The 24,723-nt window shown below is 45.0% G+C and carries 19 protein-coding genes; 11 read left to right on the top strand and 8 right to left on the bottom strand.

Going from position 1 to position 24,723, the window contains the following annotated elements; genetic code table 11:
• The first annotated feature begins 277 nt into the window (after positions 1-277).
• Together L0G63_RS09200 and purU are read left to right on the top strand one after the other, a co-directional pair.
• Positions 278-8,131 carry a hypothetical protein gene (locus L0G63_RS09200; protein WP_301450371.1) on the top strand — a complete coding sequence of 2,618 codons (7,854 nt, stop codon included), beginning with the start codon at positions 278-280 and terminating at the stop codon, positions 8,129-8,131.
• Positions 8,132-8,351: 220 nt separating this feature from the next.
• Entirely contained in the window at positions 8,352-9,302 is a 951-nt protein-coding gene (gene purU / locus L0G63_RS09195) for a formyltetrahydrofolate deformylase (RefSeq protein WP_301450370.1), read from the top strand.
• 76 nt (positions 9,303-9,378) lie between these two features.
• Here the strand turns inward: purU and L0G63_RS09190 are convergent, their stop codons facing one another.
• Positions 9,379-10,143, bottom strand: coding sequence for an inner membrane protein YpjD (locus L0G63_RS09190; protein ID WP_301450373.1), 765 nt, complete (start codon positions 10,141-10,143; stop codon positions 9,379-9,381).
• 431 nt (positions 10,144-10,574) lie between these two features.
• Between L0G63_RS09190 and ffh the strand changes: the two genes are divergently transcribed.
• From ffh to L0G63_RS09155, 7 genes are all read left to right on the top strand, one after another.
• On the top strand, positions 10,575-12,113 hold the full coding sequence (gene ffh / locus L0G63_RS09185) for a signal recognition particle protein (RefSeq protein ID WP_301450369.1): 1,539 nt from the start codon (positions 10,575-10,577) through the stop codon (positions 12,111-12,113).
• Between the two features lie 267 nt (positions 12,114-12,380).
• On the top strand, positions 12,381-13,082 hold the full coding sequence (gene tsaB / locus L0G63_RS09180) for a tRNA (adenosine(37)-N6)-threonylcarbamoyltransferase complex dimerization subunit type 1 TsaB (protein ID WP_301450372.1): 702 nt from the start codon (positions 12,381-12,383) through the stop codon (positions 13,080-13,082).
• Positions 13,083-13,199: 117 nt separating this feature from the next.
• Positions 13,200-14,042, top strand: a complete 843-nt coding sequence (locus L0G63_RS09175) for an undecaprenyl-diphosphate phosphatase (protein ID WP_301450368.1) — start codon at positions 13,200-13,202, stop codon at positions 14,040-14,042.
• Between the two features lie 60 nt (positions 14,043-14,102).
• The gene (locus L0G63_RS09170; RefSeq protein WP_301450367.1) at positions 14,103-14,996 is read left to right on the top strand and encodes a class I SAM-dependent methyltransferase; all 894 of its coding nucleotides are present in this window, start codon (positions 14,103-14,105) and stop codon (positions 14,994-14,996) included.
• 77 nt (positions 14,997-15,073) lie between these two features.
• Positions 15,074-15,313 (top strand): hypothetical protein, encoded by a 240-nt coding sequence (locus L0G63_RS09165; RefSeq protein ID WP_301450366.1) that lies wholly within the window; start codon positions 15,074-15,076, stop codon positions 15,311-15,313.
• A gap of 58 nt (positions 15,314-15,371) precedes the next feature.
• Positions 15,372-16,289, top strand: a complete 918-nt coding sequence (gene ubiA / locus L0G63_RS09160; RefSeq protein ID WP_301450365.1) for a 4-hydroxybenzoate octaprenyltransferase — start codon at positions 15,372-15,374, stop codon at positions 16,287-16,289.
• Positions 16,282-16,950, top strand: a complete 669-nt coding sequence (locus tag L0G63_RS09155; protein ID WP_301450364.1) for a DUF4112 domain-containing protein — start codon at positions 16,282-16,284, stop codon at positions 16,948-16,950. Before ubiA ends, L0G63_RS09155 begins: the two co-directional genes overlap by 8 nt.
• A 119-nt stretch (positions 16,951-17,069) precedes the next feature.
• On the opposite strand, the gene L0G63_RS09150 is transcribed toward L0G63_RS09155, so the two are convergent.
• The 3 genes from L0G63_RS09150 to L0G63_RS09140 form a co-directional block, all read right to left on the bottom strand.
• On the bottom strand, positions 17,070-17,711 hold the full coding sequence (locus L0G63_RS09150; protein ID WP_301450363.1) for a hypothetical protein: 642 nt from the start codon (positions 17,709-17,711) through the stop codon (positions 17,070-17,072).
• Between the two features lie 82 nt (positions 17,712-17,793).
• On the bottom strand, positions 17,794-18,228 hold the full coding sequence (locus L0G63_RS09145; RefSeq protein ID WP_288996282.1) for a secondary thiamine-phosphate synthase enzyme YjbQ: 435 nt from the start codon (positions 18,226-18,228) through the stop codon (positions 17,794-17,796).
• A gap of 7 nt (positions 18,229-18,235) precedes the next feature.
• The gene (locus L0G63_RS09140) at positions 18,236-18,868 is read right to left on the bottom strand and encodes a hypothetical protein (RefSeq protein ID WP_301450362.1); all 633 of its coding nucleotides are present in this window, start codon (positions 18,866-18,868) and stop codon (positions 18,236-18,238) included.
• 149 nt (positions 18,869-19,017) lie between these two features.
• Between L0G63_RS09140 and yiaA the strand changes: the two genes are divergently transcribed.
• On the top strand, positions 19,018-19,575 hold the full coding sequence (gene yiaA, locus L0G63_RS09135; RefSeq protein ID WP_201583686.1) for an inner membrane protein YiaA: 558 nt from the start codon (positions 19,018-19,020) through the stop codon (positions 19,573-19,575).
• Between the two features lie 81 nt (positions 19,576-19,656).
• On the opposite strand, the gene mnmC is transcribed toward yiaA, so the two are convergent.
• The 4 genes from mnmC to ispZ all read right to left on the bottom strand — a co-directional run bounded on the left by mnmC (position 19,657) and on the right by ispZ (position 23,261).
• Positions 19,657-21,744 (bottom strand): FAD-dependent 5-carboxymethylaminomethyl-2-thiouridine(34) oxidoreductase MnmC, encoded by a 2,088-nt coding sequence (gene mnmC, locus L0G63_RS09130; RefSeq protein ID WP_301450361.1) that lies wholly within the window; start codon positions 21,742-21,744, stop codon positions 19,657-19,659.
• Positions 21,745-21,872: 128 nt separating this feature from the next.
• Complete coding sequence (locus L0G63_RS09125) at positions 21,873-22,283, bottom strand: hypothetical protein (RefSeq protein WP_301450360.1); 411 nt, start codon at positions 22,281-22,283, stop codon at positions 21,873-21,875.
• Between the two features lie 17 nt (positions 22,284-22,300).
• Complete coding sequence (locus L0G63_RS09120) at positions 22,301-22,618, bottom strand: YciI family protein (protein ID WP_301450359.1); 318 nt, start codon at positions 22,616-22,618, stop codon at positions 22,301-22,303.
• Between the two features lie 91 nt (positions 22,619-22,709).
• A complete protein-coding gene (gene ispZ / locus L0G63_RS09115; protein ID WP_301450358.1) occupies positions 22,710-23,261 on the bottom strand; it encodes a septation protein IspZ in 552 nt (183 codons plus the stop codon).
• Positions 23,262-23,566: 305 nt separating this feature from the next.
• Here ispZ and L0G63_RS09110 point away from each other — a divergent pair, with 305 nt between their 5' ends.
• The gene (locus L0G63_RS09110; RefSeq protein WP_301450357.1) at positions 23,567-24,448 is read left to right on the top strand and encodes a PHP domain-containing protein; all 882 of its coding nucleotides are present in this window, start codon (positions 23,567-23,569) and stop codon (positions 24,446-24,448) included.
• Positions 24,449-24,723: the final 275 nt, after the last annotated feature.

Below are 24,723 nucleotides of genomic sequence, written 5' to 3'. Positions count from 1 at the left end.
TTCGTAAGATTCTGTCGCATAATCTGTGCTTTGTACTCAATAAAAAACTTGGTAATCCGCCTCTTCAGTTTGATTTGCTTATTTCAAGTTGAGAGTGGGGTAATTTTTAGTTGTAAGTTATAACAAAAGTCAGTAAAGTTGCTGTTATATATTCAATACATTCTGTTAATACACTAGCATCACTGTAAATCTATGTATCATTACCAATATTTTTTAGTTTTGGTAATGGTTTTTGCTTATTTGCTTGAATAAATTACTACTCATGCGGAGTCAAAACATGTCATACAGCTCATTACCTTTTACTTCTAAGTTGTTTCAGCTCACTTCTTTGACTTGCGCGCTAGCGTTAGCAGGTTGTGGTGGAGGCGGTGATGGTGACACCGTAGACTCTGTTGCACCAGCGCCCGACTTAGGGGTTCAGCCTGGTACAGGTGGTAATGGTAATAACGGTAATGGTGGTAGTAATAACGGTGGTGAGCAAGTACCGGCGGAGGATTTTAGTTTACAAAAACTTTATACCGTCCCCACAAATATTAAGCTCACAGATGAGCCTATCATCTTTAATGTAACTGTAAAAGCAGTTGAAAACATATCTGGCGGCGCGGCTATCGATAAGGCAATCAGTCTCAGTATTGATGACTCACTAAATACTGGTGTTACCATTGAAGGGTCTAGCACTCAGACTACTGATGGCAAAGGGGTGGCGACTTATGAGTTAAAGCTTAACCCGCTGGTACTTGATGAGACGCAAAAAGCAAACCTAATCAAAAACGGCTTTAGCTTAAAAGCAACGGCTAAACAGCCGTCAAATGGCGCAACCATCACTCAAGTGCTGACGGTCCGCGTTAGTAAAGAAGGCAGCGGTGATGGCACCCAAACAGTAGTTAGTACTCTTGATGTCGACAATCGACTTCAAACAAGCTCAGTATCTAATAACAAGCTAAATCCTTACGGTGATAGGGCTCAATTTAGCGTTATTCTCAAAAATGCGGATGGCGCACGCGCTGCAGACGTACAGGTTGGTATGGGAATTGGTGACATCAAAGGAGTTGCTATTGTCGGAAGTAACAAAACTACTGATAGCAATGGCGTGGCTACCTTTGACATTATTGTTGATAAAGGGTTATCAAAGGCTGCTCGTGAGGCGCTATTAAAAGGTGTAGTTTATGCTATCAATATCATTGAAAAAAATGGTGCGACTAAAGAAGTCTCGGGCATACTGCCGGTTGCGATTCCTACCTCAGACTATAAGCTGACAGTATCTGGAAACGCCAGTGCACTTAACGCTTATGGTGACAGTCAAACAATCACTATCAATGCAACTGCGATTAACGACAAAGTTCCAACGAGCATTGCTGGGGCAAAAGCCTCTATTAAGCTCAACAGTGGTATAAAAGGTGTTAGCTTAAGTACTGAGGCGCTCACTTTTAATGATAAAGGCCAAGCAGTAGTTGATCTTATTGTGGCGCCAACGTTGAGTAATGCGGAGCGCACCAAGCTTGCTAAAGAGGGGCTCAGTTATACGATTACCTTATCTGAGCCAAATAACTCTAAAACAGTAAAAGAGGGTAAGAGCAACGTTGAGATACCTGCTGCCAAGTATCAAATCAAAGCAGCTAATACCAGTAAAGCGAGAATATCAAGTTTTGGTAGTAGCGTGGATATCAGCTTTCGCGTCAATGACAAAGACGGAGGCGCAGTAGCCGGTGAAAGAGTCACAGTAAGCTTGCCTGCTGAACTGACCGCAAAGGGGCTATTAAGCTTAGACAGTACAGCCATGCAAACTACTGATAATAAAGGTATGGTTAGCTATACCGTCAGTATTCCAAAAGGGTTATCAAAAAGTAATCGTGCGATTTTAGAAAAGGCAGGTGGCTTTGTACTGTCTGCCGAGGTCATTGAAGCATCAGGTGCCAGCAGCAAGATAGATAGTGCTCATATACAGATTACCGCTGAGAGTGAGACGATTTTAGATGCAAAAAGCATTCCTAAAGCTATTAATGTACTCAAAAACAGCTTTAGTATTCAGGTAGCCGCTAAGCGTCCTGACGGTAGTGCGGCAAATGAAAAAGAGGTTAAGCTTAGCATTGAAAATGTACCAGGAGTGAGCATTGCGGGCAGTAAGCAGGTGACCAATAGTGCAGGTGTCGCTGAATTTACAGTAAATATCCAAGATTTAACGGATACTCAGCGTAACAACCTAGTCAAAAACGGCATACCTTATACCGTTACTTTGACAGATGATGATGGTATTACTAGCGAAACTTATAATGCATCGGTCATTATGCCTGTCGCCGAATATAAAATAAACACAGGAACAGCAAGCAAGAGCAAACTACTTAGCACTGGAGGTGAAACCACCATCAGCTTCCGTGTTAATGATAAAACTGGCGGTATCGTGGCAGGCCAGCAAGTGACCGCGAGCTTGCCCAGTATCTTAACACAAAAAGGGCTGGTTACACTTACTAGCGCCGCCAATCAAACAACAGATGCTCAAGGTGTCGTTAACTATACTGTGCGTATCCCTGAAGGGTTGTCCGTTGATCAGCGTAAAGCTATTGAAAGAAGCGGGTTCTCATTAGTCGCAAGACTGACAGAGTCATCAGGTGTAAGCGTTAAAGCCAAAAGTGAAAAAATTACTGTTAATGCGGATCCGACTAGGAGTGATATCGTCGTCAGCGCCAGCACTATGCCAAGCGTGGTCAATGTGTTGAAAGACAGCTTTAGTATACAAGTAGCAGCCAAACTGCCAAATGGCAATGCGGCAATTAATAAACCTGTCGAGCTAAGTATCGAAGGAATTAAAGGCGTTAGCATTGCTGGTAACCAACAAACGACAGATGGTTCGGGTAATGCTACATTTATCGTCAATATTGATCCAAGTCTAAGCCTAGCTGAGCGCCGCACTATCGCTGCTAGTAACATCGATTATAAAGTCGTATTAACCGATAACGATAGCCGAGCGATCGAGTCTTTCACTGCTGAAGCTGATGTACCAGCCGCTCAATATAAAATTAGCTTTGGCCAAATGAGTAGTGATAAGCTGTCAAGCTCGGGTGGTAGCACGACCATCAGCTTTCGTGTCAACGATAAAAACGGCGGCGTAATAGCGAACCAAGTAGTTAAAGCAAGCCTACCAGCTGCTTTGGTGAATGCGGGTGTCATTACTCTAGATGGTGCTACAAACCAGACTACTGACGCTAAAGGTATGGTTAGTTTCAATGTACGTGTACCGACCAATCTGAACCAAGCACAAAAAACACTAATTGAGAACCACAGTGGCTTTGCACTAAATGTCGCAGCTGTAGAGTCTACAGGAGCCACAAGCACTGCGAGTGTTGCTATCAGTGTTACTGATAAGGTACAAGCCAGTCAAACGACACTCGCTGTCACCACTAATCCTGCACCGGTCAACATTTTAAAAGACAGCTTTAGCATCCAAGTCTCAGGGACACGTAACGATGGTAGCGCTGCTGCAGACAAAGTGGCCAAACTAACAATTAATAACGCCTCAAAGCTCACACTACAAAACAGTGAACAAAAAACAGATGCAAAAGGTATAACCACATTTATCGTAAATATTAGTCCTACGATGAGTGACGCTGAACGTCAAGCATTGGTCAAATCTGGTCTTAGCTATACCGTGAGCCTCACTGATATTGATGGTGTAGTCTCTAGTAAATATAATGCACCAGTTATCATCCCGGCTGCCCAATATCAGCTAAGCCTTGGTACTCTAACCAACAAGCAGTTATCAAGCTCAGGTGGCAGCACTACTATCAGCTTCCGCATTAATGATAAAAATGGTGGAGTCGTTGCAAACCAGCCAGTGACAGCAAGCCTTCCTGACAACTTAGTTGGGCTTTTAAGCTTAGACAGTAGCGCCACCAAATTAACCAACAATCAAGGTGAAGTCAGCTTTACCGTTCGTGTGCCAGCAGGGTTGAATTCTGATCAAAAAGCAAAAATTGAAAAAGCTAAGTCGTTTGTGCTCACCGCGACGACCGTTGAAGACTCCGGTGCTAAGAGTGATGTGACAAGCAGTCTAATTGCACTTAGTGATGAAGTGGGTCAAAGTGAGATTCAACTTGTTGATAATAGTAACCAGCCTGTGCTCACCACTGATAAGCAGTTTGTAGTCGATATCACGGGTAAGTATCCTGATAGCAGTGCTGCTTTCAATAGAGTCGTCAAGCTTAAGATCGACCAGCCTGAAGTGTTTACAATCATTGATGCTGAGCAGAGCACAGATAATGCAGGCCGTGTATCTTTTACTGTAAATATAAAAGATAACCTTAATGAAGACGAGCAAAAGGCACTTGCCGAATCAAATATCAACTATACTGCAACCATTATCGATGTTGATGGCACCCAAGCTACGTTGTCTGGCAAGATTCAGGTAGAAAAGCCTACCACTACATTAAGTTTTGCCTCTATCCTTACCCCAAGCATCAGTGAGTTTGGTGGTGAGGGTGTTATTAAAGTTAAACTATTAAGTAACAAAAGCAATAGCGCTGCACAAAATCAAGAAGTCAGTATCTCACTTGACAAAAAAGCTCAGGGTTATGGCGTAACTGTTAGTCCAGACAGTAACACTACTGACTTTAATGGTGAAACCACCTTTATCGTGACTATCCCTGAAGGTTTAAACTATGAGAAGCGTGAAGAGCTCAAGAAGGTCGGTATCAATTACCAGCTGTCTTATATCGAAAAAGGTGAAACGTATACGTCTGATATTAAAAACGTCATCATTACTACGCCAACTGTAGATTTAACCGTTCTAAACAATCCAACCCTTATCAACAACCGTCCGTACTATACCTTGAATGGTGAAGGTGATACGGTCGTTGTAGGTGCAGGTATCAGCACACAAACCACTAATATTCCAATTAGTGGTCAACCGGTGACCATTGATTTTAAGGACAGAGCATTAGCAAAACTATTGACCGTTAATGGAAAAGCAGGTGATAGTATTACCTCTGTGACCACGGACGCTAGTGGTAATGTCAGCTTTACTGTCACTGTACCTAATAACTTAACTAAGGAGCAAAAAGCGGCGCTAAAAAACAAAAAGCTTGAAGCTGTGTTACGTGAAACTTTGACAGGTAAAACGCAAGCGATTGAGTTCAATGTACAATCCACTAAAGCGGCGATCGATCTGATTGATCTAAAGCCTGAGCCTTTGAACTTAAACGGCGGTGAAACGCAGGTAGAAGTTATTGCCAAAGACAGTCAAGACAATGTGATTGCGGGACAAAAAGTTTTCCTAGCGCTCCCTGCTGCGATTGCAGAGCAAGGCGTGCGTCTGGTCAGCGGTAAAGAGCAGGTCACTAATAATTCAGGGGTGGCTAGTTATACCCTTGCCGTACCAGCAGGGCTGACAGAGGAACAGAAAAAAGCCATCGGCTCAAGCTTTTTTGTCGCTTTTTCAGCGGCGGATGCTAACGGTAATATTGCGACTAAAACCAGTACCGTCACCACTACCACGCCTAGTAGTGCTACGGGTACGACAGAAAATATCACTATCGGCGCAAACAAAGTGGTTAGTACTAAAGGTGATACCTTTAAAGTCTTTGTACGAGCGACAGATAATGATAAGGCTATTGGTAATCGTGAAGTGCGCCTAAGCGTTGATAAGCCGATTCAAACAGGCGTTAGTATAGTTGGTAGCAGTACAGCCAGTACTAATAGTGACGGTGTGGCAACATTTGACCTCAAACTTGAACCTGGCGCTAATGTCAATCAAGCGATTTTAGAGGCAGGTGTCAAGGTCACAGCGACAACTAAAACGACTGGTGGCTTTGATATTGAGTCAGACTATATTGTACCTGTAGATACTGCGACCATTGATGAGTATCAGATCCTTGTCAGCTCTGATAAGTCCACGCTAACTACTGGTGGAGATCAAACCAATGCCACCTTCCGCGTGACTGACAGTAAGGGCGGTATCTTAGCCGGCGTTCCTGTACAGCTGGCTATTACCAATCTAGCGGCAAGTGGAGCGGCACTTACGACACCAAGCATGGTAACCACTGATGCAAATGGTCAAATTGATGTCGGCGTACTTTTAGCCGCCGGCAGCATTAATGCGCGCCTAAATCACACTATTGATATTGAAGCCAAGATAGTTACCCCTGAATATGATCCTAATGGTGTTGTCACACTGACTACCCGTGAAAGTAAAATTCTAAGTCTATCAGCCGTGGGTACAAAAATTAGTATCGAAGCGAGTAATACTAAGCTACAAGATGGTGAGACGATTACCATAACTACTATACTTGTTGATGGTGCAGGGCAGACGATTGGTAATACAGCAATGCAGCTGGTTGACGCGAATGGTGATTTGATTACACCAGCGGCAATAGCGACTACTAATAGCGATGGACAGGCAACTTTTAAAGTCAAAGAGGATCAGCTTACCTTTGACAGTAACGGCAACTTGCAAGTGTTTGCGCGCGCTGTTGGCGAGGATAGTATCAATACTCAGCGTAGTCTCAATAGCATTGATCTGGTCAAAGTCTCGCAAGCAGGCATCAGCTTTATCAATATTGCAGATATTTATAATGTCGATGCGCCACAAGAGATTCAAATCCAAATCCGTGCTGATAATGCTAACCAAGCGAATTCACTGATAGGGAAGCAAGTAGAGTTACAAACCTCATTAGGTAGCTTAATTACTAGTTATATCAGTAAATTTAACGGTGAAGTTGTTGTCTCTAAACCCATTAAACCCAGCGATATTCAAGGCAACGTTATTACTGTAAAATTTTGGCTAAAGTCTGAGCTTGCTGGCACAGCGGTACTACAGGCGACAGTATTAGGCGAAACCCTACAAAACGGCGAGCCCCGTTATCAAACCACTGTCGATACACGCTTCCGTGCGACAACCCCTGCAAAAATGCTGTTCCAACCGGTCAAATCGGTCATCATTCCTGGCACCAGCACCGAAGTTGTCGCGACAGTCAAAGATAAAAATGATGTACCCGTCGAAGGGCAAACGGTCGTATTCAGTCGTGCGTCAGATTCTTCAGCGGGCCGCTTATCGGCTGCAACAGCGGTGACGAATAGTAGAGGTGAGGCGCGTGTGGTTTATCAAGCCAATGCTAGCTCTCCTATTGGTGGTGTAGTTATCAACGCGCGCTTATTAGATAATACCTTTGGTGTTCCTGAAAAAACTACTAATATCACTGTATCTAAGGAATCGGTATACACCACGTTAGCATTTGGTAATAAGCGATCTTCTGATGATATTTACTATACGGTACGTGGTTCGATATCGGTTATGGATGGTTCAGGTCGTGCTGTCCCGAATCAAGAAGTTTCAATTAAGTCTTATGCTACACAGTATGCTCAAGGTAGAGTCTGTTTGTTAGACAGCACGGTGACCTATCAAGCGGCTGATATCAAAGAAAAGGATGAGAATGGTCAGGAGGTTACTACGACACCTGAGCCTAAAGTATTCTCTGAAAAATCGCCTATTTTCTTGCAGTCTGAATGGATTACCACGGAAGATCTAAACTATAACTATACGTTAGATCAAGACGAAGATATTGACAAAAATGTTGATGCTAATGGTAATATTGTTATTGGTAATAAACAGCTAGATCCAATTAATCCAGTTGCAATTATTGGTGGTACGGTTTCAGAGGATGGTTATACGTTTATTACTGATGACGAAGGGCGTGCTGATTTCGAAATCCGTTATCCACTACGTTATTCTAACTGGGTAAAGGTACGCTTTGATGCATCAACCTTCGTTAATGGTAGTGAAAATACACAGAGTATTAACTATCAACTGCCTAGTGAGGTAAATGATTTGTCAATAAGCGGAACCAGTTTAGTCACGCCTTGGATAGATAATGCAAGCCCATTCGGTACGGGTGGAGCTACTTGTGTAAATAATATGAGTGTTAAAATTGATGAAAATGCTCCAAGCACTTCTGTGGAAATATTAACATCGCCTTTAGAACGTCGAACAGAATATACGGTTTCTATTGGTGGCCAAAGCAATATAGATTCAGGTATAAATCATCCATTTTACTCTGTTAGCTTCAACGAAGCGTTGCTAGGTTCTATTGTTACAGTGAGTAATAGTAATGCCAAGTTCTCTAGGGTTCTTAAAGTTGAATGATGATTCATAACTCTTATGTATAAGATTAGCATTTTATAAACCCCCAACCCCGCGTTGGGGGTTTTTGCATTTATAATCTTAATAACCAAATACAAGCAACTCAATCAGCAAAGTTTTGCAAAAACGATTAGAATAGTCGGTTTCTTATACTTTTATTAGATTTTTGCTATCAGCATGACCATGTAGAGCTGATAGCTTTGTTTTTTGAATTGGGCGCATTATGCTAAGTAAAACAACACCAAGTAACACCACACCAAGCGACAATACAGCTGTGTCATTGCCAAGTACATCAGCAAAATCTTCGCAAACGACAGTAGCTATCGATACCGCGACGCTACTCATTAAGTGCCGCGACCAAGCGGGCATCGTCCAAGCGGTATCTGAATTCATCCATCGCTATGGCGCGAACATCATCACCTTGGATCAGTACTCCACCGCGCATGAGGGCGGGCAGTACTTTATGCGTTTAGAGTTTGCGTTGGCAGGCTTAAGCGAAATTATGGATAACTTTGAGGCCAGCTTTGCGCATACAGTTGCTAAGCGCCACAACATGACGTGGCGGCTACACAACAATGCCACGAAGACCAAGGTCGGTATCTTGGTGTCAAAGTTCGATCATGCGTTATTGGACTTATTATGGCGTCATCAGCGCGGCTTGCTCGATTGTGATATTACTTGTGTGGTCAGCAACCACCCTGATTTACAGCAAGCGGTCGAAAACTTCGGCATTGCCTTTCACCATGTCCCCGTGACCAAAGACAATAAGTCAGAGGCAGAAGAGCAAATCCATCAGCTGATGGCAGGCAATGACTTATTGGTATTGGCGCGTTATATGCAGATATTGTCGTCCGATTTTGTCAAACGCTGGCCGATGCAGGTGATTAATATCCATCACTCATTTTTGCCAGCGTTTGTCGGTGCCGATCCGTACCGTCAAGCCTATGACAAAGGTGTCAAACTTATCGGCGCAACAGCGCACTATGTCACCGCCGAGCTCGATCAAGGGCCTATCATCGAGCAAGACGTACACCGTGTGACCCACCGTCAGGGGGTGACAGAGTTGCGTGCGATTGGGCGTGATATTGAGCGCAATGTATTGGCGCGTGCTGTCAATTGGCATGTGCAGAATCGTGTGATTGTAGCAGGTAACAAGACCGTCGTTTTTAACTAAAAAACCAGTAGTAAATGAGATAAAAAAGGCGGTCAGTAGCAACAGTTACTGATTGCCTTGTTTATGTTGCTATGTTTTATATCAGCATCTCCAAAACAAACTTACTACCCACAAAGCCAATCGCTAACAGAATAAAGGCATAAATGGTAATGTTGGCAGCGCGTTTACCGCGCCATCCTGCGCGCCAATTGCCAAGCAGCAACGTACCAAACAATAACCACGATAGCAGACTAAATACTGTTTTGTGCACGATATGCTGTGCCATCAAATCTTCGACATAGATAAACCCAATCCCCAGTGCGATACTGAGTAATACAAAGCCGACCAAGAGCATATCGAATAATAGACTCTCCATACTCTGCAATGAAGGGAGCTTATTGACCCAAAAGCGGTGAATGGTATGATGTTTCAGCTCGCGAATTTGTAGACGCAAAAATAGCGCTTGTACTGCCGCCATCAACAGCACACAATAAGCCGCTAATGAGAGGAGTATGTGAGCCTCAAGCCCGACACTGACGTCAGTTAGTGGTTGATAAGGCGCGCGACCAACATAACCTACCGTCATGCCCAGCAGCGCAGTAGGGGACGCCAAAATGCCCAGACTCAGAATAGGGCGGTATAAACAGAATAACAGATAAAAGAATAGGAAAAATAAACTGGTCAGGCTGATGATGTTAAACAAGTTGAAGTTTAGACCATACAGAGTCACGACATACGGATAGAGCAGCGTCGCATGTGCGGCCATACCGACCAGCAGCAATCCCAAACTGATGCGCTTATGGATAGGTTTATCAGCAATCAGTGACCAACCAATATGGCAACTGACCAAGATATAAGCCATGCTAGCAAGTAAAAATGCAAGGTGCACAGATAAAAAGCCTCATCTTATATTGAGCATAAATATGCCGCTCAATGTGTCGATAAAATAGTATTATCGGAATGATTAGAATAATCGTCCAATTTATCATAAAATGGTTGCCAGTTGAGCATCATCTTACTTATTGCTTATAAATATGATTGACAAAGCATCAATCCGCAAAATATATCGTAAGTCACTTATAAATATTAGAGCCAAGTTTTGCAAAACCACTATAAGTTTTGAGCCGTGTTGATGCTATAGTATTGATAATATGATTTTTTATCAGAGCATCCTCAGTATTTTATTGACTATCCGACTATATTGATGAATGGTTTGAGTCACCACCATTTTTATTAAAAGTTATTTTAATTGCGTATTATTTAATTGAAAACCATTTTAATTGAGAGTTATTTATGTTTGATACCTTAACAGAACGCTTATCGTCCAGCCTACGTAATATCGTAGGATCTGGACAACTGACTGAAGACAATATCAAAGACACGCTGCGCGAAGTGCGTATGGCATTGTTAGAAGCTGACGTGGCGCTACCTATCACTCGTGATTTCGTCAAACGCGTCAAAGAGCAAGCGCTTGGTGCTGAAGTGCTAAAAGAGCTAGCGCCAGGTCAAGCATTTGTCAAGATCGTACACGACGAGTTGACTGAAATGATGGGCAGTGCCAATCAGCAGTTAGAGATGACAGGCAAACCGCCCGTTGTCTATTTGCTAGCAGGTTTGCAAGGGGCTGGTAAAACGACCACCGCTGGTAAATTGGCCAAATATCTACAAGAACGCCAAAAGAAAAAGGTGATGCTGGTATCGGCCGACGTCTACCGTCCAGCGGCGATTAAACAGCTTGAGCAAGTCGCCGGTCAGGTAAATGCCAAGTTTGTGAACTCAAGCACGGATGAAAATCCAATCGATATCGCAAAGCGTGCGATTGAAGAAGCCAAAATCCAATATCAAGATATTCTGATTATTGATACCGCGGGTCGTCTACATATCGACGATACCATGATGGATGAGATCAAAGCGCTAACGGCTGCGGTTAACCCATCTGAGACACTATTCGTCGTCGATGCAATGACGGGTCAAGATGCCGCCAATACCGCAAAAGCCTTTAATGATGCGCTACCGCTAACAGGCGTTATCCTCACCAAGACCGATGGTGATGCGCGCGGCGGTGCGGCGCTGTCTGTACGTGCTATCACCGGCAAGCCAATTAAGTTCTTGGGTCGCGGTGAAAAACTAGACGAGTTAGAGCTATTCCACCCTGAGCGTATTGCCCAGCGTATCCTTGGTATGGGCGACGTACTGAGTTTGGTTGAAGAAGTCGAACAAAAAATCGACCGTGATAAAGCCGAAAAAATGGCGAAAAAGATACAAAAGGGCGGTGATTTCGACCTTGAGGATCTGTTGACTCAATTTCAGCAAATGAAAAGTATGGGTGGCATGGCAGGGTTTTTAGATAAAATGCCAGGCATGGGCGGCTCTGAGATGCAAAAAGCAGTTGAAGGGGCAAAGCCAGAAGAAAAAGTGCGCGAGATGGAAGCATTGATCAATTCCATGACGCCCTTTGAGCGCAAAAATCCTGATAAAATCAATCCAAGCCGTAAGCGCCGCATTGCTGCAGGTTCAGGTCGTGAGATTCAGGACGTCAACCGTTTGCTCAAGCAGCACAAGCAAATGGCAAAAATGATGAAAATGATCTCAAAACCAGAAGGCATCAGTAAAATGATGAAGTCGATGCAAGGCCTCATGGGTGGTGGCAGCGCAGGCGGTGGCGGCCCATTGTTTGGCGGCGGTCAACCAGGCACTAAAGACGTGAATCCAGAACAAATGGCCAAGCAAATGGGACTGGATCCGAACAATATGCCAAGCACCGAAGAGATGCAAAAGCAGATGCAAGAAATGCAAAACCAAGCGCCAAAGAAGTTTAAAACACGCTTCTAAGCCATCGTGATGCATACTGAAAGTATTTTATATAGGCCCTAAAGCTACCTAAGCTTTAGGGTTTTTTATGGTTAGCTATGAATAAGTACAGATGAATAAAGTGTGGAAAAGCGTAGAAATTGATAAAATTCATTTAGCCTAAATGCTATGATAGGCGCTGTTTCATTCTGTCTAAATTTTGATAGTACATAAATAATAAATGGCTATTAAAAATTATTAAAATCTGACAAACCCATTTAGAATACCAAAGTATAAGCCGAGGTTGTGATGTTTTTAGCAATGGATACCGTGTTCGATCAGTGCTCGATCGCGATTTTAGATTCGAGTGGGCAAGTGTTATCGAGCCGCACTGAAAAAGGCAAACGTGAGCAAACGCAGCAAATATTACCAATGATTGATGCGGCATTATCCGAGGCGCAATTGCAGCTTGCTGATATACAGGCGCTGATATTTAATCGAGGGCCGGGGGCATTTAGCGGTATACGTATCAATACTGCGGTGGTACAGGCGCTGTCTGTCGCGCATGATTTGCCTTGCGTTGGGGTCTCAAGCCTACAAGCAATCGCACAGTCTGCGTATGAGCAGCATGGATTGACACGCTTATATAGCGCGCTTGATGCTCGTATGCAGCAAGTTTATTTTGGACAGTACGAGCTAATATCAGACAATCAGACAGGACGCCATATCATGCAGCCAGTAGTGGCCGACGATAGCGATAGTACTGAGCAGCTTTTAGATTATGATAGTCAGACAGCCCTTAACCTGCCTATCGCAGGAAATGGCGTGCCGCTATTAGCGCTACAGGATCAGCAAATGTGTCATGACGATATTTGGCCAGATGCTGTCGTCATCGGGCAGCTTGGCATTGCACAGTTTGCAAACGTTGGCGGTACTGAGGCGGCGCAAGCGCTACCAAAATATCTGCGCAATCAAGTTTGGAAAACCCTCAAAGAGCAAGGTAAGGCATAACTGTTGAATACTTTGTGAGCATGAATCAATATAAAACCAACGTCAACATAGGACAGCCAATCGGTCTGTTCTGAGCTCAGCCTGTTTTTGGGCCAGTCTGTTTTTAGGAAAGTTACTGTGGATATACTTTTATTCGTTCAAGCCGTCATTATGGGTATCGTGGAAGGTATCACTGAGTTTTTACCCATCTCTAGTACGGGCTATTTGATTTTATCTGCAGATGTGATGGGTTTTTGGACCAAAGAAAAAGTCGATTTGTTTGTGGTTGTCGTACAGCTCGGTGCTATTTTGGCGGTGATATACGACTATTGGGGCAGACTGTGGCAAGCGCTGATGGGGTTAATCACAGGCAAAGCGGACGGCATGAGCAACCCACGGCAGCTGGGGCTGAGTCTGATTGTCGCCACTATTCCGGTGATGCTGGTGGGCTTTACCTTTGCCGATGAGATTAAGACTTATCTGTTTAATCCGATCACAGTCGCTATCATGCTTATCATCGGTGGTCTGCTGATTTTTTATGTCGAAAAACGCCCTAAGCCAATCATTGCAAAAGAGGCAGAAGATATCAGCATGAAAACGGCGTTGATGATTGGCCTATTTCAGTGTCTGGCTCTGATACCAGGCACGTCACGCTCAGGATCGACGATCATTGGGGCGCTATGGCTTGGCGTCTCGCGCAAGGCTTCGGCAGAGTTTTCTTTCTTTTTAGGTATCCCAGTGATCGTTGGTGCAGGCTTGCTTGATTTAGCGAAGCATCATGAGGTACTGGCTAGCAGTGAAGACTGGGTGGTGCTCGGTATCGGCACCATCGTATCATTTGTTGTCGCGCTTCTTTGTATTCGCCTGCTTGTGGCGTGGGTGAGTCGCCGTGATTTTACTATTTTTGCGTGGCTGCGCATTATTACGGGTGTTATTGTATTGATAGCGGCTTGGGGTTTTGGGTATCAAATGGCAGGGTAAATTGGTCAAGTTATTTATGATACTAGAGGCTCCAATCAAGCGGCAAAAAGGATGGTGATTATGACAGATGTGCGTCAAGCGTATAGCGACTCTGAGGCTTTTGTACATTGCCAATTGTTTTATGTGAATGACAGCCAACAAGCTCAGATTGAGCGCCTACAGTCGTTGATGAGTGAACATAAACTGCCAATCGTTTTAGAGACCGAGCTCTCACTGGAGAAATTCACACAAAAACGCCGCCAGCAATTATGCGAAACCTTTGCTCGTCCTATCTTATTACTGGATGCAAAAGATAAGCTATCATGGCTCAGTGATGGACTGAGCGTGTCACCAGAATGGGACAAATTGCAGCGCCGCGTGGTAAGCGCAGGACGCAAATCTGAGCTATTGCTGCAAGCAGCGAAGATTACCGCAGATAGCCGTGTTATCGATGCAACGGCGGGCTTCGGTCATGACAGTTTGATATTGGCCAGCACCGGCGCACAAGTCACCATGTTCGAGCAGCAGCCGTTGATGGCATTGCTATTGTTGGTAGAGCAGCAGCGGATGAGTGCACAGCCCAACTGGCAAAAGCTGATGGCGCGCTTAACTATTATCAACACGGACGCACTAAGTTATTTTGCTCAATTGCAAAAAAACACGACTGACCAAGCCGTAGCCGTCGATGTGGTCTATCTAGATCCGATGTTTCCAGAAGACAGCTACCAAGACAGCAAGACCGGCAAAGGTGCAAAAGTCGGCAAGCATATGCAAGCCTTGCACCAGTTGGCAAGCCCGCCGACACTGGAGGAAGAGCGCCAACTGCTACAACATGCGCAAGCTATTGTTAGAGATAGTGACAAACAAGGCCGCGTGGTGGTAAAGCGCCCACAGCTTGCACCGTCACTTGCCAATCAACAGCCCAATGAGAGTTGGCATAACGAAGCGGTACGCTTTGATGGTTACTTTGTGTGATAGACGTTTTGTTACTAGGATGAATGGACTCAGTTAATCCGCTTGAGTGTTTAGAGTTAATGGATATAGGAGCCGGAATGTCAACGTTAGTCATATGGATCATGGGCGCGGGCCTACTGTTATACAACATCGCGCTACGCACACAGATACTGCAACTAAAAGCACGATTACGTGAGCAAATAGGCACACAAGCTTATTTGGCCTGCCTACGTCAGCATGCTGCCAAAGGTGACATCGCGGCTATAAAAGCCCTACGCAAAAAATATCCTGAGCTGTCGCTGATCGAAGCCAATAAATTATGGCAGCAGATCCATTAAATTTATCCGAGCATATAAGCTGGCTACCTAACTTTTTATTGATGATAATTAAAATACCATGACATTTTCAGACAAACTACATGCCTACCTGCAATTGACCCGTTTTGATAAACCAGTCGGTATAGAGCTGTTACTTTGGCCGACGCTATGGGGCGTGATGCTAGCAGCGATGGGTGAGGCGCAGCAGCAAGGAGCGACGGCTGGCTTGCCCAGCCTAAAAGTATTTGTATTATTTGCGCTCGGGGCGATTTTTATGCGGGCGGCAGGCTGTGCGATTAATGACTTTGCCGATCGCAAAGTAGATGGTCATGTGACCCGCACTAAAGGTCGACCTTTAGCAGATGGGCGCTTATCTGGTAAAGAAGCCATCGCAGCTTTTGTGATACTTGTCTTACTCAGTGCCAGTTTATTGTTTTTTTTACCTATCGCAGTGTTTTATTGGTCGTTAGGGGCGGTCATATTGGCCTTTATTTACCCTTTTATGAAGCGCTATACCCATTTGCCGCAAGTGTTTTTGGCGGCGGCGTTTGGCTGGGCGATACCGATGGCGTATGTCGCGATACAAGGTGCGCCTGACATCTGGTGTTGGCTGTTGTTTATCGCTTATATGTGCTGGACGGTAGCATACGATACCCAGTATGCCATGGCGGATCGTGAGGACGATTTAAAAATTGGGGTTAAATCCACAGCGATACTCTTTGGCCGCTATGATGTCGTTATCATCTCGCTGCTACAGATGCTATTTTTGCTCATTATGGGTGCGGCTATGTGGCATTATTTTGCACCGACGTCGCTTGGTATCACGCCAGTATTTGGCCTAGCGCTGGTGGCGATGATGTTTGCTAAGCAAAACAGCGCCTGTGCCACTCGCAATGCGCAGGCTTGCTTTCAAGCATTCTTAGCCAATATCTGGGTCGGACGCTATGTTTTTGCGCTTATTGCAATTGCTTGTATATGGACGACCTTCAATGGATAAATTTAAGAAGTTGCCGAGATTTAAAGCAAAGAAATCCTCTGATACAAATGGCTCAGGTGTCGATTATCAGGCAAAACTTGCTGAGCAGGGACTGACACGCGAGCAAGTCATCGCCACCGAGCGTAAACTGGCCAAATTTGCCAATACCATGGACTCATTGGTGCGGGTGCCATTTACCAAGCAAGGCATGGGCGCTGATGCCGCGCTGTCAACCATTCCGCTAGCAGGGGATTTGGCGGGGCTGGCGTTGACCAGCTATGCCTTTATATTAGGTCGTCAGCTAGGCGTGCCGGGACATAAGATGACGCCTGCAGTGAGACTGGCGCTGATTGATATGGTGGTCGGTATTGTGCCGGGCATTGGGACGCTATTAGATATTTTTATTCGTCCTAGCCGCAAGACATTGGGTATCGTACATGAGCATTTGCATCAGGAGTATGGCATCACTGAAACCATGCATATGGATCGGCCTTTTTTGCATCAATCACTAGAAGACAAGCAGCAGCAAAGTCGCTTTTGGCGTAATCCTATTGTGGCTTGGGTGTATCTGCACATTCCCGATATTATCGGCCTTATCGTCATCGCGATGATCGCGTGGGGGCTGTGGGCGCTTATGAGTTGGTTGGTTGAGGTATTTGGCAAGACAACGGGTTTTGGCTAAAAATAAGCAATAAAAAAGGCGGCATACGACCATAACGTGTGCCGCCTTTTTTATTGCTTAAAATATTATTCTTAAGAGGCTTAAGGCATTTGTCTTTTAATAAGTTGCCAGTTGATAATTTACTCAGTGACGACTTCTGCGTCAGCACTAAGAGCATCAAAGCTAGTGACGGTATTGTTTTGGATAAGATCAACGGTGCCGCCACCTGCATGACTGACCAATTGGACATCACCATCGCTTGAGCGATACGTTGGGTTATTGCCTTGACCTTCTGGTGCGCTGAGTGTCAACTTTGGCTGATTGGGGCGAGTGACAATGGCATTGAGTACGCCCGCCGCCGAGGTCTCAAAAGTGACGGATAATGACTCGCCAGCTGCGCTTATATAACGCACGTCAGTGATTTGTGCGCCTTTAATGGCCTGCTCTGGACTAGGGGTTACAGCGTTATTTGATGCCGTTTTAGTCTCTTCAAGGTCTTGTTCCAGTTCAGTCAAGCTCACATCGCGCTCTGAATCAGTAGCAGTCTGCGCTGAGTTCGGTACCTCCTCTATACTGTCATCCGCCGCTTCATTGACATTGATATTTGTCGTTACTGGCGTTGTCTGTGTTGATGTTTCAGATGGTGTTTCGGCAGATTCTTCGGGTTCTGGCGTTTCTTGACAGGCAGTCAGCAAAAACACACTCAAAAAAATAGCAGGTGCACTGAGGCAGTAAGTGTTAGCGTTCAAAAAGCTGAGCCGTTTTGGTAAAGAGGTTTTCATAGTCAGGTTTATCCGTTAATAGCGCGCTATATCAATGTGGCAATTTGCAAGGGTCAACCTGCCATCTCATCACTATATAGTATTACGTATTGACTGTAATGACCAGCTTACGCTGTCCGCCATAACCCTTCATGTCTCTGTGCTCACATAAGTAAACCCCTTGCCACATCCCCAAACCCAAGACACCATCTATCAGAGGAATGGTTAAACTGACACCTATCATTATGCTTTTGAGATGCGCTGGTAGATCATCGGAGCCCTCTAAGGTATGACGGTACTCTGGCTGATCGGCTGGGGCGATTTTATTGAGCCAATCCTCTGTGTCCAATCTTACATCTGGGTCAGCATTTTCATTAATGGCGAGACTGGCTGACGTGTGTTGCAAAAACAAATGAACCAGCCCCGCTTTGGCGCTGGACGGTATGAGCTGAGCAATGGCTTCCTCGATGATAGGCGTGATGACATGGATGCCACGCGCGTAGGCAGGTAGCTTAAGGGTGGTTTGATGATAAGTCATGGGAGGCTCACTTGATTTGTAAACTGTCGGCTGCCATGCCACTTTCTTTATAAACGTCATCTAGATATCGGCGGCTGGCGAGTAGTTTGTCAACGACCCCACTTTGGCTTTGGGTGTTGAGCTTCTGCGAAAAATCCAAAATCGAGTTCAGTTGCTCAAGTACTGTGTCATAGCTGGTGTTTTGTTTGTCCGTATCAATAACGACGGTTTTTGCATACTGCGGATCAAGGCTCAGATAGTCAGTAATCAGCTCTGGAATACGGGTTGCAATGAGTTTGTTGAGGGTGAATAGCTGTGACTCAGTGATTTGACCATGATGCGTAGACTCGTACTGTTGTCCAATATCGTCCATAGTGGCTCGAAACGTATGAGGCACTTGCTCATTATAGAGCAGTTTGATAAACGGATGATGCGCGGAAAAATGAATCACATTGAGACGGTGATCTTTTTTGTCATCTATCTTTTCTATTACAGATATCTGCGTTTGATTCTGATCTATATTCGTCGCTGCCGCCGCCAGATACTCTTGATGACGGTGCACCGTATCGACTTGCGCCTGCTTAGATTTTTCTTTTATGACAAAGAAGATAGGCACAATAAGAATGAGGCTAAGCAAAATGAGTAAGGTAAAAAAGGACATGTCAGAACTCTGCCATTAAAAGCGCTATTTATTTGAAAAATAATTTTTAGCTTACAATATAGCATGGTTGTGTTATTTTAAGGCGAAACAAAGGTTGATAAAAATTATCTTACCAATATAGATTTGCCTATTTTAAACTGAGGACCATAATGAATAATGACACGATTACCAAGAGTCAACTAGCTGCCTATAGACCAACCACTGCTTACGTCGGTACGTCTTGGGCGGTTATGCTGGTTGGAGTGCTTGCATATTTATTAGGGCTTTGGAATGCTCAAAGTATGTTGTTAAATGAAAAGGGGTATTATATTGCAGTACTGGCACTGGGTCTTTATGCAGCCATTAGTTTACAAAAAACGCTGCGTGATCGCAGTGAAGGCATTCCGACAACCAATATGTACTATCTTATTAGCTGGGCGGCGCTTGGACTGTCTATTGCGCTGATCGCACTTGGTCTTATGAATGCAGACAGTCTTAGCCTCAGTGAAAAAGGATTCTACATGATGGCATTTACCATGAGTTTGTTTGCTGCAGTCACCATCCAAAAGAACACCCGTGACGAAGCGCAGATTCGAACGCTGACGGCACCGATGGTCAGTACCCATAACGATGATAGCGCCAAAGTAACTCATCAAGCACCTCGCGAATCTGACAGTGGCAAATCATTGTTTGGGGCCGTTAAGTCTAAAATGGAGAGCGGTGACTAGTAGGGCGGCGAGTAAAGGGATCGCTCTTTTGCAGGTATACATTAACCATCATCTAACTTGTCAGCTTGTATGCAAGGCTCGCTAAGCCAGCGGTGTCTGCAAGCGTGTACGACTAGGAGACAGGCGTTCGAGCATTGCTTTTGATAGCGGTGCAAAGGTGCCGAGCATCATACCCGCTAATGCTTCAGCGCAGATGGGTGCCAACGCATAACCTTTTGCGCCCATCGCACTCATGGTCCAAATCCGCTCGCTGTTGGCTAGCGGCCCAACGATTGGATGATAGTCAGGCGTTTGGGTGCGAATGCCAGCACGCCCGTGCCATCCGCTGGTGTCAGTGGGAATGAGACTGTCCATCTCAGGGATGGCAGTAATGAGCTTGTCTCGACTGATCTGATGCTCGTCATCTCTTAAGTCCGTATCCGTATCGTTGCGGATAAAACTTGCGCCTAATAATAGATATGGCTTGCCAGCGGTGACAGTATTTAGCTCATCATCCCCTGTTTTTGCGTTAAAGGGCGCACAGTAACCGCTGTATTTGAGTGGTATGTTGGGTAGGTCTGCCAGTTGCTCTAGGCTAGGACGAAACCAAGACAGTTGACCACGAATTTTACGGCAATCAAAAATACGCTTATCTAATTGATGACTCTCAAAGGCGGCGCAAATAACGACATGACCAGCAACAATAGAGACGGTTTCCTGATTTTGATCACTGCCTTCAATACACACTTGCTGTTCAGTTTCGTTAATCTCACTCACTTCTAATTGCTGAAAGCGGATTAGAGAATGTGTCAATATAATAGTTTTCAATGTTTGCGGATTGACCAAACCAGACTGTGGTAAGTATAAGTTCTCTGATAAGTCTTGCTCTTTTATTCCACTAATATTCTGTGCTTGCTCATGGGATAGGATGGTTGCCATCTCATCAGGATAATCTTCGATTTGCTCGGTGCCAATATTGGCTTTCATCAGTAAATCAAGCGCTCCAGTCGGCTCCAGTACTGGCGCTATCCCAAGCGGTTTGGCTTTTTGATTGAGCGCTCGATACAGTCTGCTGCTATAAAGATAGCCGATGGTATGCAAATGCTCATCAACGTGGTGAATTGGCGTCATTTTGGGGGCAAGCAATGCTCGAGGGTTGCCTGAAGCGCCAGCCAGAGGCGCCGTTTTGTCTAATAAAGTGACCGCAATGCCACGATTGGCAAGCGCCCAAGCCGTTAGCAACCCTGAGACGCCTGCACCGATGACGACGGTGTGATCGAATAGACGAGCCGTCGCGTCTTGATTGTCTCCATGAGTTTTGTGTTCATCATGGTTATGAACATCATTTTTATTGTTGTTAGCAGTGTCACCGTCATCTGTCTTTGTCATGATTGCGGTGAGCATTTCTCGCTTTCGACCAAAACCTTTTACCTTTTTGATGGCGAAGCCATGTTCCTTGAGCCCGCGCTTGACGATGCCTGCGCAGCTATAAGTAGCGGCGGTGGTATGCGGACGCGATAGGCGCTGCATCTGTGCAAAAATACTGTCAGCCCACAAGGTACTGTTGCAAGAAGGGGCAAAGCCATCCAAAAACCACGCATCGATATGAGCCTGAGGCGCAGACTGCTGAGAGCGCTCTATTGCCAGTTTGCTAAGGCTCTGGGCTGCATCACCAAGCCATATATCGACCGTCAGATTATCATAAGAAAAATCCAAACGATGACAGCCTGCGATAAGAGGCGGATACGCAGCCAAAAGTGGCTCAATCAATGGAGCAAGTTCAGGCGCACGCTGACCCCATAGGGCGAGTATGTGCGTCAAATCTGCAAGCGGTATCGGGAATTTTTCAGTAGTAATGAAATGTAGGCGGGCATCTGCCAGTTGTGGGTAGGTATCGCGCAGCTGTCGCCATAACTGCCAAGTTGCTAAGAAATTAAGCCCAGTACCAAAACCCAATTCGGCAATCGTAAAGCACTGCTTTGGGGCGAGACGTGCCAAGCGCTCAGGCAGCTGATTGTGCGCTAAGAACACATGACGCGTCTCTGCTAGGCCATCTGCATGGGAGAAATAGACATCGCCAAACTCGCCAGAAACAGGCACCCTATTGCCAGTGTCATCCATTTGCCAGTCAATCTTGGCTGGAGTAATGACATTGAGGGGTTCAGCGTTTGTGTGATTATCGATAGACATGAGAGGTTCTTAGCAGCATTGGTAATGATCATGAAGGGATTACTGATGACAGAATGAAGGCCATAAAGTCATAGTCAGGCATCGTAGTAGCAGGCAGATGAACTGCCAAGTCTTAAAAAATAAACCGCTTACCAGCGATCACGGCGAACGAACACCAGCCACGAGATAAAAATACCCACCAATAAACTGATCAAAACGGTAAATGCACCATACAAAAACAGCTGACCTTTGCTCTCATAGACTAAAACGTTTGCTTGGGTCTGCAAATCATTTACTTGACGTTGCAATTGTGCATTACGGCTGAGCAGCTCTTGATTGGCCGCTGACAGCGCTTTAGTAGACGGTTGCAACTGTGCTGCCAGAGTATCATTGATATCTAGTGCTGAACTTGTTGCTGCATCGCCTACAGCAGGTTGATTTATAGGGGCTACTGTAGGATTCGCTGCATCTGCGTTGGGTGCCGTTGGCGCGGCTTGCACTGATACTGCTGCCATCAGTAGCAGGCTAGCCAAGCTACTTTTAGAGAACTGAGTATTCAACGTAAAGACCTTTTGACTCACGATGCAGCTACTGTATCAGTTGGTGCTGGTAATGCTTGAATAAATGGCTTGATATCTACGTGGCTATAAACGCCATCACGCAAATAAGGCTCATCGTTCGCCCACGCTTGTGCCGCCTCGATAGAGTCAAATTCAGCGATGATTACACTGCCTGACATATCGCTCTTGCCATGCTCAATAGGAGTAGGGCCTGCGATCACCAGACGATCTTCACGACTTAGCGCCTGCAACCGCTCAATATGTTCAGCGCGAGTAATCAGACGTTGTGCACTGCTATTGGCCACGTCATGACCGATAATGACAAATAAAGACATGGAACTTCCTTAGTTGATGATAAAACATGAGAATGAATCTGAGAGGCACTCCACCATGCCATAACCGTTACCACGTTCTTTGATCACGATATTACTTGGTGGTTTTGTCTGTTAGGGCAGGGTTTAGGTATTTTTTTAATACCGCAAACTGAGCCACGACAAACACCAACATAATCGGAATCCAGCCGTAAGTCTTGAAGTTAATCCAAGCCTCATCTGACATGGTAAAGGCTGTGATATAATGAAGTACGGCCATAAGGGTAAAAAACAATCCCCAAGCAACGGTCAGTTTTTTCCAACCACTGAGTGTTAAAGTAAATACTTCTTTCATCGCAAGCTGCATCAGTGGCTTATTGATAATGGCACTGACCAATAAAGTTAGCGCAAAAATACCATTGATAATGGGCGATTTCCAACGCAGATAGATATCATCACGCAGCAGCAATGTGCCACCGCAAAACAAAATGGTTAATAGTAAGACGACCCATTGTTGCTTATCAAACTTGCCTTTTTGGCGAATAAAGTGAATGGCATAAACAATGATAGTAGCGACGAGCAAAGCCCCTGCCGCTGCCAAAATACCGTTATAACGCGCCGCGATAAAAAAGGCAATCAAAGGGATAAAGTCTAATAATGCTTTCATAGCAAAGGTTGTGTCCAACAAAAACGTATGAGGTAGTTTACACGTCTACTGCCGCAAAAAAAAGCAATCAACACGATAATCCTGCGATATACGTCACCTACAGAGTAATACGGTCTTATTGTGGCTAATGACCATAGCGCTGACCAAATATAACCATCAAATACAGCAGCAATAGTCGCTAAATCCAGAGAGTTGGCTCAGACATTATCATTAATAATAGCAATCAATAGCAACCAATATGAATAGTGACTATCTACTACTAAATTGTTTATACGCTTATTTTTTAAAATATTAAGGTTTATCTTATGAAATATGACTTACATTGTCACAGTACCTGTTCGGATGGTACTTACGCACCAACTGAAGTAGTAAAGCGCGCGCACGCCGCAGGGGTTGATGTATTGGCATTGACTGACCACGACACGCTAGCGGGCATTGATGAGGCAAGAGAAGCTGCCAATGCTTATGATATGCAGCTGATCAATGGGGTGGAAATCAGCTGTGAGCATACGTTGAGCGGTGGCTATGGCAAAAACAAATCTACCAATAAGATCATCCATGTGCTGGGACTGGACTTTACTGATCGCGAAAAGATGCATGCCACTCTGCAGCAACTACAAGACAGTCGGGCCACACGTGGTCAGCGTATCACCGAAAAGCTCAGCGAGCTGCTAAACATAGATTTTGACGAATTGTGGCAAGCCGTACTCGATAAGGCAGGGGGTAATCCGCAAGCCGTTGGACGCGCGCATATCGGGCAAGTATTATTTGAGCGGGGCGAGGTCAAAACCGTTCAAAAAGCCTTTGATAAATATTTGGCAGATAATAAGCCTGCTTATGTGGCGATCGAGGCGTTGACGATGCAGCATGGTATCGAGTTGATTCATGCTTGTGGTGGTCGAGCGGTGCTCGCACATCCCACGCGTTATCAGCTATCGGCCACACGAGTGCGCAAGCTGATTGGGGAGTTTGCTCAGCTTGGCGGTGACGCTTGTGAGCTACCAGCCACAAGTGAACCAATCAGCACGCGCAGAATGGTTGATCGTAGTATTGCCGAGCACAATCTTGTGACATCGATTGGCAGCGACTTTCATGGTAGCAATATGCCGTGGCGTCGTTTGGGTGATGTGCCTATTTTGAATGAAGACCAACAAGGGGTTTGGGAGTCGTTTAACACGCCTATTTAGTAAGATTACTTGGCTGGATAATTTTGATGTAGGTAGTTTTGATTCAGATAATTTTGCCACTTTTTATGACCGCCTAGTTCTCAGGTGTTTCCGCATTAGGCGGCTAATACAGTTGAATGTTGTTATGTGAGCATTGTTATTATAAATAACCATTCATTGATAAATAAATTCACAAAACAGATTGATAATGTAGACAGAACTTGCAACACTTAAAGGGATATTTACCCCACTCTCAACTTCGAAAGTGATTGAAAAAAGAAGAGCACCTCACTAAT

The sequence above is a fragment of the Psychrobacter sp. genome (assembly GCF_030454045.1).
In the GTDB taxonomy this organism is placed as follows: Bacteria; Pseudomonadota; Gammaproteobacteria; order Pseudomonadales; family Moraxellaceae; genus Psychrobacter.
The sequence above is the reverse complement of the archived record's forward strand: the minus strand, read 5'-3'. Positions and strand labels throughout refer to the sequence as shown.